Source organism: Psychrobacillus sp. 05T411 (genome assembly GCF_056396485.1).
Map to the genome: position 1 here is coordinate 1 of NZ_JBFTLO010000028.1, position 11,722 is coordinate 11,722.

The 11,722-nt window shown below is 36.6% G+C and carries 13 protein-coding genes and 1 rRNA gene; 13 read left to right on the plus strand and 1 reads right to left on the minus strand.

Annotation, left to right across the window (positions count from 1 at the left end; genetic code table 11):
- The first annotated feature begins 46 nt into the window (after nucleotides 1-46).
- The 11 genes from rrf to rsmI all read left to right on the plus strand — a co-directional run bounded on the left by rrf (nucleotide 47) and on the right by rsmI (nucleotide 7,458).
- Nucleotides 47-162 (plus strand): 5S ribosomal RNA (gene rrf / locus AC1DFT_RS16900).
- Between the two features lie 166 nt (nucleotides 163-328).
- Nucleotides 329-1,750: an aminotransferase class I/II-fold pyridoxal phosphate-dependent enzyme gene (locus AC1DFT_RS16905; RefSeq protein ID WP_478160165.1), complete on the plus strand. Its 1,422-nt coding sequence runs from the start codon at nucleotides 329-331 to the stop codon at nucleotides 1,748-1,750.
- A 2-nt stretch (nucleotides 1,751-1,752) separates the two neighbouring features.
- Nucleotides 1,753-2,394: a dTMP kinase gene (gene tmk, locus AC1DFT_RS16910; protein ID WP_478160167.1), complete on the plus strand. Its 642-nt coding sequence runs from the start codon at nucleotides 1,753-1,755 to the stop codon at nucleotides 2,392-2,394.
- A 46-nt stretch (nucleotides 2,395-2,440) separates the two neighbouring features.
- A complete protein-coding gene (locus AC1DFT_RS16915; protein WP_142540898.1) occupies nucleotides 2,441-2,770 on the plus strand; it encodes a cyclic-di-AMP receptor in 330 nt (109 codons plus the stop codon).
- Between the two features lie 24 nt (nucleotides 2,771-2,794).
- A complete protein-coding gene (locus AC1DFT_RS16920; RefSeq protein WP_478160170.1) occupies nucleotides 2,795-3,235 on the plus strand; it encodes a YaaR family protein in 441 nt (146 codons plus the stop codon).
- An 84-nt stretch (nucleotides 3,236-3,319) separates the two neighbouring features.
- Nucleotides 3,320-4,327, plus strand: a complete 1,008-nt coding sequence (holB, locus tag AC1DFT_RS16925) for a DNA polymerase III subunit delta' (RefSeq protein ID WP_478160172.1) — start codon at nucleotides 3,320-3,322, stop codon at nucleotides 4,325-4,327.
- Nucleotides 4,320-5,150, plus strand: a complete 831-nt coding sequence (locus AC1DFT_RS16930) for a PSP1 domain-containing protein (protein WP_478160174.1) — start codon at nucleotides 4,320-4,322, stop codon at nucleotides 5,148-5,150. The genes holB and AC1DFT_RS16930 overlap by 8 nt, the downstream gene beginning before the upstream one ends.
- A gap of 12 nt (nucleotides 5,151-5,162) precedes the next feature.
- Nucleotides 5,163-5,516 carry a DNA replication initiation control protein YabA gene (yabA, locus tag AC1DFT_RS16935; RefSeq protein WP_478160176.1) on the plus strand — a complete coding sequence of 118 codons (354 nt, stop codon included), beginning with the start codon at nucleotides 5,163-5,165 and terminating at the stop codon, nucleotides 5,514-5,516.
- A gap of 64 nt (nucleotides 5,517-5,580) precedes the next feature.
- Nucleotides 5,581-6,327: a tRNA1(Val) (adenine(37)-N6)-methyltransferase gene (locus AC1DFT_RS16940; RefSeq protein ID WP_478160178.1), complete on the plus strand. Its 747-nt coding sequence runs from the start codon at nucleotides 5,581-5,583 to the stop codon at nucleotides 6,325-6,327.
- Nucleotides 6,314-6,580: a GIY-YIG nuclease family protein gene (locus tag AC1DFT_RS16945; RefSeq protein WP_478160180.1), complete on the plus strand. Its 267-nt coding sequence runs from the start codon at nucleotides 6,314-6,316 to the stop codon at nucleotides 6,578-6,580. The genes AC1DFT_RS16940 and AC1DFT_RS16945 overlap by 14 nt, the downstream gene beginning before the upstream one ends.
- Nucleotides 6,580-7,458: a 16S rRNA (cytidine(1402)-2'-O)-methyltransferase gene (gene rsmI, locus AC1DFT_RS16950; protein WP_478160249.1), complete on the plus strand. Its 879-nt coding sequence runs from the start codon at nucleotides 6,580-6,582 to the stop codon at nucleotides 7,456-7,458. The genes AC1DFT_RS16945 and rsmI overlap by 1 nt, the downstream gene beginning before the upstream one ends.
- A gap of 41 nt (nucleotides 7,459-7,499) precedes the next feature.
- Here rsmI and AC1DFT_RS16955 read toward each other — a convergent pair whose 3' ends face one another.
- Complete coding sequence (locus tag AC1DFT_RS16955; protein WP_142540905.1) at nucleotides 7,500-7,775, minus strand: AbrB/MazE/SpoVT family DNA-binding domain-containing protein; 276 nt, start codon at nucleotides 7,773-7,775, stop codon at nucleotides 7,500-7,502.
- A gap of 348 nt (nucleotides 7,776-8,123) precedes the next feature.
- On the opposite strand from AC1DFT_RS16955, the gene metG reads away from it, so the two are divergent.
- Nucleotides 8,124-10,079, plus strand: coding sequence for a methionine--tRNA ligase (gene metG, locus AC1DFT_RS16960; protein WP_478160182.1), 1,956 nt, complete (start codon nucleotides 8,124-8,126; stop codon nucleotides 10,077-10,079).
- A gap of 854 nt (nucleotides 10,080-10,933) precedes the next feature.
- Nucleotides 10,934-11,713 (plus strand): TatD family hydrolase, encoded by a 780-nt coding sequence (locus AC1DFT_RS16965; protein WP_478160184.1) that lies wholly within the window; start codon nucleotides 10,934-10,936, stop codon nucleotides 11,711-11,713.
- The last annotated feature ends 9 nt before the right edge of the window (nucleotides 11,714-11,722 follow it).

The following is an 11,722-nucleotide window of genomic DNA, read 5'->3' on the forward strand; positions in this document are numbered from 1 at the left end:
CAAGCACTCATCGTCTAGTGATGATGGCAAAGACAAGCACTCATCGTCTAGTGATGATGGCAAAGAGGTCACACCCGTTCCCATACCGAACACGGAAGTTAAGCTCTTTTGCGCCGATGGTAGTTGGGGGTTTCCCCCTGTGAGAGTAGGACGTCGCTGGGCACCAAAAAAAGAAGTCGTTACCGATTATTCGGTAATGACTTCTTTTTATTTTTGCCTTGGAAATTATAAGGTTTAGATTAATATATTAATTCTATATTTAAGAGGAACTTGTTCTATTCATGTATAATAAAAGTAGATAATATGACAAGCTAGTGAGGTGTATAACATGCAAGGGAAACGACCATTAGTTGAAGCATTAGAAAAGTTTCATACACAAAAAAGCGTTTCATTTCATGTACCGGGTCATAAAAATGGGCTTCTATCCAATTTACCCAATGTAATAAAAGAAACTATGCAGTATGATTTGACCGAGTTAAGTGGATTAGATGACTATCATCATCCAGAAGAAGCGATTAAAGAAGCAGAGCAGCTACTTTCAGCTACTTATGAAACGCAGAAAAGTTTTTTTTTAGTAAATGGAACTACTGTAGGAAATTTAGCTATGATTTATGCTACTTGTCAGTTTGGTGAGCAAATTATTGTACAAAGAAATGCTCATAAATCTATTTTTCATGCCATCGAATTAATCGGAGCGGAGCCTATCTTTGTAACGCCAGAATGGGATGAGCGATCGAAAACGGCAGCTTACGTGTCATTGGAAGTGATCAATAATGCAATACAACAGTATCCTATGGCTAAAGCTGTTATACTAACCTATCCTAGTTATTATGGTGTTGCATCTTCTAATCTAAAAGATATTATCGACGTATGTCATATGAATAATATACCAGTCCTAGTGGATGAAGCTCATGGGGCACATTTCCATGCGAATAAAGGTTTTCCGAAGTCCGCGTTAATGTGTGGAGCAGACGTAGTTGTGCAATCAGCCCATAAAACATTACCTGCACTAACGATGGGGTCTTTTTTACATTTTAATTCGGAGTTAGTTAAAGTAGATTCGATAAATAAGTACTTGCGAATGCTACAATCGAGCAGCCCATCCTATCTCTTACTAGCCTCACTGGATGATGCGAGAAGTTATGTCGAAAGATACAACGAAATAGATTATAAACACTTTATGAATAGAAGAAAGTTATTTATCCATGCGTTAGAAACTATTTCTTGTCTGGAAGTAGTGGAAGTAGACGATCCACTTAAATTGTTAATACGAGTAGAAATGTATGCGGGTTTCCAAGTACAGAAAGCATTTGAAGTGCAGAATATTTATGTAGAATTAGCGGATACACATCAAGTGTTGTTTATTTTGCCTTTATTAAAGGGAGAGCATGAATATCCTTTTGCTGATATTAGAAAGCGTATAAAGAAAGCGGTAGATCAATTACAAAAAGAAATACCAAATAGTCCAGCAGAAATCCAACCGATTATTCAACAGCCTATTTCAACATTACATATGAGTGTCGGTGTATTGAATGAAAAGCAAGGTGAATGGATTCCGTATACCCGTTCAATCGGAAGAATAGCAAAAGGAATGGTGATTCCTTATCCACCTGGAATTCCTCTTTTAATAGCAGGAGAGAAAATCACAGTGGCTATACTAACTGAATTAGAAGAATGGTTGGCTAAGGGAGCAGTATTTCAAGGGAAACATCGACTTGCAGAAAAGTTAATATATGTAGTGGAGGATTAATTGTGCAAAAAAGAGGGTATTTTATAACTAGTGAAGGTCCTGAAGGGGCTGGAAAAACAACCGTAATGAATTTACTTGGAGCCCAATTAAAAGAAGAGGGCTATGATGTTGTAATGACAAGAGAGCCTGGCGGAATTATGATTTCGGAAAAAATTAGAAACATAATTTTAGATAATGAGCATACAATGATGGAAAGCCGTACGGAAGCTTTATTATATGCCGCAGCTAGAAGACAGCATTTAGTTGAAAAAGTACAGCCTGCTATTGAAGCTGGAAAAATAGTTATATGCGATCGTTTTATAGATAGTTCACTTGCATATCAAGGTTTTGCAAGAGGTATTGGTGTGGAAGAAATACTAGCCATCAATAAGTTTGCAATAGGTGAAACAATGCCAAATAAAACGATTCTGTTCGATATTGAACCAAGTGTAGGGCTTGCAAGGATTAACGCTCATGAAACCCGCGAAAAAAATCGTTTAGATGTAGAAGATCTAACATTCCATGAAAAAGTTAGAGAAGGTTATTTATCGCTAGTTAATCGATATCCGGAACGTATGGAAGTAATTGATGCTTCTCGTTCAGTTGATGAAGTGTTAAAAGATGTATATAAAATCATAAAACACGAATTAGAAATAATTAGATAATTCATGTTATAATAAAGATAAGAAAATACAATAGGAGTGAGTATCGATGAAATTGATAGTAGCAGTAGTACAAGATCAAGATAGTAACCGATTGTCTAATGCTTTAACAAAAGCAAAGTTTAGAGCGACAAAACTGGCGAGTACAGGTGGGTTTTTACGATCTGGAAATACTACCTTTTTAATCGGTACCGAGGACTCATTAGTAGCTTCCGCTTTAGAGTTGATTAGAGATAATTGTCGAGCAAGAGAGCAAATGGTTGCACCTGTTTCCCCAATGGGTGGAAATGCAGATTCGTATATTCCATACCCAGTAGAAGTTGAAGTAGGAGGAGCTACCGTATTTGTTCTGCCGATTGAACAATTCCATCATTTTTAATAATGAAGGAAGGGGTAGAAAAGGTTGAAGATAAATCAAGACGTACGAGTAGGAATAGATAAAGTAAGAAAAGATTCTATACAAAATGGTCCGCGAGCTACAAACTTTGGACAAATAATCTCCAGACAAGAACATAGAATGCAGACGGAAACAATAACGAAACTGTTAGGGGATATTTCAACGGCAGGAGATCGTCTAGCACGATCAAGAAATTTACGTGATATGGCAAAGTTCAAAATGCTAATTCGAAAGTTTCTACAAGAAGCCGTAGATTTTGGGATGGGATTAAAACAATCTCATACTTGGAATCGTTTTGGTGAAGGTAGGAAGTTGAAGATTGTTGAAACAATTGATGAGAAACTAGTAGAATTAGCCGAAGAGATTTTAAACCAAGAGAAAAGCTCCATTGATCTCTTAGATAAAATCGGAGAAATAAAAGGTCTACTTATTAACCTTTACACGTAAACTTCCCGTGTTTTCGCCACTTGCGAGACACGGGATTTTTTAGAAAATAGATAAGAGCATTTGATAATGAAGAAGGTGAGATACATGGAAGACTGGTCAATTGATGGAGTAGATAAATTACAACCTGTAGCAATTAAGCAAATTCAATCAATTGTTCAGAAGAACCGCATTGGACATGCTTATATCATTGAAGGTGCAAAAGGCACTGGGAAAGTAAAGGTAATGCAGTTTTTTGTACAACTTATATTATGTGAAAATCCGACCGAAAATGTTCCATGTGAAACATGTAGAAGTTGTAAAAGATTAAAATCAGCTAATCATCTAAACTTTATAGAACTAGAACCGGATGGACAATTCATTAAGCGTGGTCAAATAGATGACCTAATTCACGAAATGAGCAAAACTGCAATTGAAACTGGACGTAAAATATACGTTATTCATCAAGCGGATCAATTGAATGCTAGCGCTGCCAATACATTATTGAAGTTTTTAGAAGAACCACAAAGCGAAATAACGGCAATTCTTTTAACGGATCGAATGCATGCACTAATTCCAACCATCCGTTCTAGATGTCAGCATTTAAGCTTAGCAGCTATGCCCCAATCGGTTCTAAAACAAAGACTTGTAGAAGAAGGAATAACTGATTCAATGGCCTCTACTGTCTGTCGGATGACGAATCAAGTCGAAGAAGCGATTAAATTAGCGAAGGATGAGCAATTTGGACTTGCAAGGAAATCAGTGTTAAAATTGGTTGAAGCGAGTGGAAAAAGTGTTCAAGATGCCTTGATGTGTATTCATGAAGATTTTGGTCCTTTGCTTAAAGAAAAGGAACAAGCAGAGCAAGCATTAGATTTACTACTATTCGCTTATCGTGATATAGTAGCTATAAAAGCAAGTAACGTCGCAGTCTGTACTTATCCGGATATGGTTCATTATTGGAAGCAAGTTGCCCTGCATAGTACGTATGAGCAATTATCCAAGCAATTAGAAATAATTTTACATGCAAAACAAAACTTGCATAAGAACATGAACCGGACACTGATGATGGAGCAATTAATGCTAAGCTTGCAGGAGGTATTTACTTTTGTATAATGTTGTAGGAGTTCGCTTTAAAAAAGCGGGTAAAATATATTATTTTGATCCAGTAGATTTTGCGTTAGAGAAAGATGATTACGTTATTGTAGAAACTGCTAGAGGGGTTGAGTACGGCAAAGTAGTTGTACCGATCAAACAAGTAGGGGAGCATGATGTAGTTCTCCCTTTAAAACAAGTAGTAAGACCTTCTACTGAGAAGGATCGTATTCAGGTAGAAGAAAATCGTTCAGAATCTGTACAAGCTCTCGCGTTAGGAACCGAAAAGATTTTAGAAAGAGCTTTAGAGATGAAACTCGTGGATGTTGAATATACATTTGACAGAAACAAAATTATTTTTTACTTTACTGCGGAAGGTCGAGTCGATTTCCGAGACTTAGTAAAGGATTTAGCTTCCGTATTTAGAACTCGAATTGAACTTAGACAAATTGGAGTTCGTGATGAAGCTAAAATGTTAGGGGGCATTGGTCCGTGTGGACGTATGCTTTGTTGTTCTACATTTTTAGGTGATTTTGAACCAGTATCTATTAAAATGGCAAAAGATCAAAATTTATCATTGAATCCATCTAAAATATCAGGTTTATGTGGACGTTTAATGTGCTGTTTAAAGTATGAAAATGATGAATATGAAGAAGCAAGAGAACAAATGCCTGATATTGGTGATAAGATTGAAACACCGGATGGTCTTGGAAGAGTAGTAAGTATGAATATTTTAGAGCGGGTTTTACGTATAGAGTTAAATGATCCTCAAAGGGTATTAGATTACACGTTAGAAGAAATTATTAGCCATTCGGAAAATCCGGTACAATGGTCGGGGCAATGAGGTGAATGTGTGATGGACCGTAATTTTTTAGATACAATTATAGAATTTGAAAAACAATTAGAGTCCACGCAGCTGCAATTTCGAGCTTTAAAAGAATTTGTGGCGATAATGGTAGAAGAACGTCAAACGCTACAACAAGAGAACAACCATTTAAGACAGAGACTCGATGAAATGCATGAAAAAGAAGCATTAAATGAGAAAGTTCGAGAAGAAAAGTTAAACAAAGCAGATATTGGAGAAGGTCATGATAATTTAGCGCGACTTTATCAAGAAGGTTATCATGTTTGTCATGTTCATTTTGGAAGTTCTCGTAAAGAAGAAGATTGTCTATTTTGCTTATCATTTTTAAATAAACAAAACGTATGATCAATTGACTGATGCCACTCCAAAAGTGGGTGTCAGTCTTTTGTTTTGCTTGGAGGAATCAGTTATGGAACAATGGTTAAAGGATGACGAGCGTCTCGATTATTTATTGGCAGAGGATCTACGGATAATTCAAAGTCCGTCTGTTTTTTCATTTTCTTTGGATGCTGTATTATTGGCAAGGTTTACATATGTGCCGATTAAAAGAGGGAAAATAGTGGACTTGTGTTCTGGCAATGGGGCAATCCCATTATTTTTGAGTGCCCGGACACAAGCAGAAATAATTGGCATTGAATTGCAAGAAAGGCTAGCCGATATGGCTACTAGAAGTGTGGAATACAACCGACTTTCCGAACAAATTATCATTCAGCAGGGCGATGTAAAAGGAATTGCTGCTTTAATTGGATCGGAAAAGTACGACGTTGTTACTTGTAATCCACCTTATTTTCCAGCGCATGAAGCAAGTGAACGGAATTTAAAAGAACATTTGGCTATCGCCAGGCATGAGATCCATCTTACGCTAGAGGAAGCAGTCATTTCGGCAAGTGAATTGTTAAAGCAAGGTGGAAAAGCCGCATTTGTTCATCGACCTGGAAGACTACTTGATATCGTTACCGCGATGAGAGCAAATCGACTAGAGCCTAAGCGTATTCGATTCGTCTACCCAAAAGAGGGAAAAGAAGCGAATACACTTTTAATCGAAGGAATAAAAGATGGGAAACCGGATTTGAAAATTTTACCGCCTTTATATGTATATGGGGAAGATGGGCAATATACAGAAGAAGTAAAAGAGATGCTATATGGAAAAGAATGAAAAGATTCATACGTTTTACGTTTTAGAATGTTGTGATGGTTCCTATTATGCAGGTTATACGAATGATTTAATAAAAAGAATTGCGGTGCATAATGAAGGAAAAGGGGCAAAATATACACGAGCGAGACTTCCAGTTGTCTGTATATATAATGAAATGTTTGAAACGAAACGTGAGGCAATGCAGGCAGAATACGCTTTTAAGCAATTATCAAGGAAGCAAAAAATACACTATATGGGAGGGCAAACTAGATGATGAAATCTCAGAAATCGACGGAGCACGAACAAAGTAGTTGTTTATATTTGGTTGCAACGCCTATCGGGAATTTGGAAGATATGACGATGCGCGCCATTCGAATATTAAAAGAAGTAGATATGATTGCTGCAGAAGATACACGTAATACAAAAAAGCTTTGTAATTATTTTGAGATATCGACACAACTAATGAGCTATCATGATCACAATCAGCAAGTAGGTGGAGAAAAGATATTAGATTTATTGAGGCAGGGGAAACGTATAGCGTTAGTGAGTGATGCCGGACTTCCTTGCATCTCAGATCCTGGGGCAGATATTGCAGCAAAAGCAGTTGCAGAAGGGTTTGCAGTCATACCAGTCCCAGGAGCAAATGCAGCACTAAGTGCATTAATCGCTTCGGGATTATCGACACAACCTTTTTTCTTTTACGGATTTTTAAGTAGAAATAAAAAAGAAAGAAAAGCAGAGATTACACAGCTTCAAAAAAGGCAGGAGACTGTTATTTTGTATGAATCTCCTCATCGATTAAAGGATTCCTTAAAAGACATGCAGGCCATTATGGATGGCAATCGTCAAATTGTGTTAGCCAGAGAGCTAACGAAGAAGTTTGAAGAGTTTCTAAGAGGGACAATTGATGAAGCGGTAAGTTGGGTAGAGCAAAATGAAATTCGGGGTGAATTTTGCATCGTATTAAATGGTAACGAGGAAGAGCCATTAGATGAATTAGATGCTCCGTGGTGGGAAAAGTTAAGTATAGAAGAGCATGTGAACAAAATTATAGAAGAAAAGCAGTGTACGTCGAAGGAAGCTATTAAAGAAGTGGCAATTCAAAGAGGTATGCCAAAAAGAGACGTTTATCAAAACTATCATATAGAATAAACAAAAACATCCATATTCTAAAAAGAATACGGATGTTTTTATTATTTTAAGTTATTTTGAATCTCTTTAATTAGTAATTCTGCACCTTCAGGGCTTAGAATTAATTTACCACCAACAAGACGAAGATTGTCATCTGATACTTCACCAGTTACAGCGCAAGTCATGTTAGGCATGTATTTTTTTAGGATGATTTTATCATCATCAACATAGATTTCTAAAGCATCCTTTTCTGCAATACCTAATGTGCGGCGAAGTTCAATCGGAATAACTACGCGTCCTAATTCATCAACTTTACGAACAATACCTGTAGATTTCATAATAGTTTTCTCCTCTCAAGAGTACAAATTTTTCGTCATTTTTCGACATAAATCTATTTCATATAAACAATCATACCAAGTACTACCATTTTCGTCAATAATTAAATTATGAAAAACATTGCGTTATATCATAAAAATTTGACCAAATAATATATTAATAGATAAAAATTTGATTAATATTTTTAAAAAAAGTCATTATTTTGGAATAATAACCATTTTATTTAATAATTTAGGTAGTTAAACGTTGGTCGATAATTATACAGTAGAGTTATTAATTATTTGAAACAAATACTTTGTTTAGATAGAATAGAATATAAAGTAGATTTTCGCATTGGAGGCATTTTTACATTGAAAGATCAACAAAAAACATTTTATTTGACAACGCCTATTTACTACCCAAGTGGCAAGTTTCATATTGGTACTGCATACACAACAGTAGCATCCGATGCAATGGCACGTTACAAACGACTAAGAGGCTATGACGTTAGGTTCCTTACGGGAATGGACGAGCATGGTCAAAAAATTCAAGAAAAAGCACAAGAGGCAGGCATGGAACCGCAAGCATACGTAAATGAAATTGCGGAAGCAGCGAAAAAAGTATGGGCTTTGATGGATATTTCATATGATGATTTCATTCAAACAACGGAAGAACGCCATACAAAAACGGTTGAAAAAATATTTCAACGTTTTTTAGATAATGGAGATATTTATAAAGGTGAGTATGAAGGTTGGTATTGTACTCCTTGTGAATCTTTCTTTACTGAAAACCAGTTAGTAGATGGAAACTGTCCGGACTGTGGTCGACCTGTTCATAAAGTAAAAGAAGAGTCTTACTTCTTTAATATGAAGAAATATGCAGATCGTCTATTAGCTTATTATGAAGACAATTTAGCGTTTATTGAACCAGAGTCCCGAAAAAATGAAATGATTAATAACTTCATTAAACCTGGATTAGAGGATTTATCTGTTTCCAGAACATCATTCGATTGGGGAATTCGTGTACCAGGAGATCCCAAGCATGTTATTTACGTGTGGGTTGATGCGTTAACGAATTATATTACTTCACTTGGCTATCTATCAGAAGATGATTCATTATTTAAAAAGTATTGGCCGGCAGATGTACATGTTGTAGGAAAGGACATTGTAAGATTCCATACAATTTATTGGCCAATTTTCTTGATGGCATTAGATTTACCGCTACCTAAAAAGGTATTTGCACATGGATTTATCATGATGAAAGACGGCAAAATGTCTAAATCTAAAGGAAATGTTGTATATCCAGAAATGTTAGTAGAACGTTATGGCTTAGATGCAACGCGCTATTTCTTATTGCGTGAGCTACCATTTGGGCAAGATGGTGTATTTTCTCCGGAATCATTTGTAGAGCGTACAAACTTCGATTTGGCAAATGATTTAGGTAATTTGTTAAATAGATCCGTATCGATGATTAATAAATATTTCGATGGAAAAGTTCCAGCATCTCAAAGTGAGCCTACGGAATTCGATGCAGCTCTTCAGGAATTTGCAAAAGAAACAATCAAAAAATATGAAACGAGCATGGAGAAAATGCAGTTCAGTGTCGTATTAAGCGATTTATGGGCTTTCATATCACGTACCAACAAGTATATTGATGAAACTCAACCATGGGTACTTGCTAAAGATGAGGCACTTCGTGGTCAGTTGGCGGCTGTAATGACTAATTTAGCAGAAAGTTTACGCCAAATTGCTACATTAATCCAACCGTTTATGACGAATAGTCCTAAAGAAATGATGGCTCAGCTTGGAATGACAGAAGAGTATTTGGAATGGGATAAGCTTGGAAACTTCGACGTGATTGGAGATAATATAGAAGTAATTCAAACAGGTGTCCCAATATTCCCACGTTTAGATGTAGATATTGAAGTAGCTTATATTCGCGACCAAATGCGCGGATCTGTGCAAACACCACAAGAAGAAGTAGAAGAAGAGGAAGTTGGCGTTGAAGAGATTTCAATCGATGATTTCTTTAAAGTAGATTTACGCGTAGCTACCGTTTTGGAATGTGAACAAATTCCAAAGGCAGATAAATTATTAAAGCTGCAGCTAGATATGGGCTATGAAAAACGTCAAGTTGTTTCAGGAATAGCGAAGCACTATAAACCGGAAGATCTTATCGGGAAGAAAGTAATTGTAGTTGCTAATTTAAAACCAGTTAAACTAAGAGGAGAACTATCTCAAGGGATGATTCTCGCTGGTGAAAAAGATGGTTATTTAACGTTAGCAACAGTGGATGAAAAGCTTGAAAATGGCGCACAAGTGAAATAATAAGTTAAAATAGACCTGTTGCTAAAAAAGTGACAGGTCTTTTTATTGCTTTAGGAAATTTTAAAATTCTATATAAGTGGGTAATTTTTCCGAATAAACGTGGTATAGGGATAATGCGTCGTAAAGAGTTGAATGAAGTGTCCACTGGGATTTCCACTACAGGGCGGACGCTTTCCACGGGTGAGCGATGAGCCTTCACCGCCGCTTGCGCGTACGTTGTGAAGTCTCATCATGCTCACTTAATCCCGTTGGAGTCGCCGCCCTGTAGCGAAAATCCATGGGAATTACTATCTAATATAGTGTCTACACATATCAGAGATTAAATTAATCCAGTCTACTACGTAAAGTTTTATAAATCTAATAAGAAAATGCGATCTCCAAATAAAGAGCTGTTTTAAGAATTAGTTGCTTTCACCGGCAATTTGGTTGCTTTAATTTGTCAATTAGTTGTACTAAGCCATTTACTGGATGAAAACATTCCATAAACTATATATGATTTTGTTTTTAGCAAGTCGATATTGAGTAAGCAAGCAATTTCCATTGATTTTCGCTGCAAGCGACGACTCCTGCCGGATGAGTGGGCAAATGAGACATTCCAACGTACGCCAAAGCGGCGGGGATGGCTCATCGCTCACCCGGCGGAAAGCGTTCGACTGCAGCGAAAATCATAGCGGTCACTAGTCAACTCTTTACAAAGCATTATCCTTATTATGTGCACCACCCCATTAATTTTAATAATTTCTGTTTTTGTATTGGGCAGAGATAGGCACTTATGCTTTTCTTATGATAAATAATATTTTCAAATACTATTCTAGACGATATATGAATGAACTTACGTGAGGAGAAGAAGTTAAATGTTTATAGACACACATGTACACTTAAATGCCGATCAATACGACGAAGACTTGCAACAAGTAATTAATCGAGCACTACAAGCAGATGTAAAGAAAATGGTCGTTGTCGGATTTGATCGAAAAACAATCGAACGAGCAATAAAGCTAGCAGAAGAATACCCATTCATCTATGCAGTAGTAGGTTGGCATCCTGTAGATGCAATTGATTGTACAGACGAAGACTTAAAATGGATTGAGGAACTTGCGGCTCACGAAAAAGTAGTAGGAATCGGAGAAACCGGGCTGGATTATTACTGGGATAAATCGCCTAAAGATATTCAACAAGCATTATTTCGAAAACAAATTCGTTTAGCTCAAAAGGTAAATTTACCGATTATTATACATAATCGAGAAGCAACGGAGGACGTCATCCGAATTTTAAAAGAAGAAGATGCCTATTTAACAGGAGGCATTATGCATTGTTTCGGTGGAAGTGTCGAAACAGCACGACAATGTATCGACATGAATTTTATGATTTCTCTTGGGGGACCCGTAACATTTAAAAATGCAAAGAAACCAAAAGAGGTAGCTACGGAGATTCCTTTAGAGCATTTATTAATTGAAACAGATGCACCTTATTTGGCACCCCATCCTCATCGAGGAAAAAGAAATGAGCCTGCGCTTGTAACACTTGTTGCGGAAGAAATTGCACGATTGAAAGGGCTGCCAATCGAACAAGTTGCGGAAGCGACAACAAATAATGCAGAACAATTTTTCCGCATAGTAGATAAAAAAATATAAACTTTTTGA

Bases quoted from the DNA above. Each gene is read 5' to 3' on its own strand.
- holB (WP_478160172.1), top strand. From the start codon at position 3,320: ATGGAAGACTGGTCAATTGATGGAGTAGATAAATTACAACCTGTAGCA.
- AC1DFT_RS16905 (WP_478160165.1), top strand. From the start codon at position 329: ATGCAAGGGAAACGACCATTAGTTGAAGCATTAGAAAAGTTTCATACA.
- yabA (WP_478160176.1), top strand. From the start codon at position 5,163: ATGGACCGTAATTTTTTAGATACAATTATAGAATTTGAAAAACAATTA.
- rsmI (WP_478160249.1), top strand. From the start codon at position 6,580: ATGAAATCTCAGAAATCGACGGAGCACGAACAAAGTAGTTGTTTATAT.
- AC1DFT_RS16945 (WP_478160180.1), top strand. From the start codon at position 6,314: ATGGAAAAGAATGAAAAGATTCATACGTTTTACGTTTTAGAATGTTGT.
- AC1DFT_RS16940 (WP_478160178.1), top strand. From the start codon at position 5,581: ATGGAACAATGGTTAAAGGATGACGAGCGTCTCGATTATTTATTGGCA.
- AC1DFT_RS16965 (WP_478160184.1), top strand. From the start codon at position 10,934: ATGTTTATAGACACACATGTACACTTAAATGCCGATCAATACGACGAA.
- AC1DFT_RS16915 (WP_142540898.1), top strand. From the start codon at position 2,441: ATGAAATTGATAGTAGCAGTAGTACAAGATCAAGATAGTAACCGATTG.
- AC1DFT_RS16955 (WP_142540905.1), bottom strand. From the start codon at position 7,775: ATGAAATCTACAGGTATTGTTCGTAAAGTTGATGAATTAGGACGCGTA.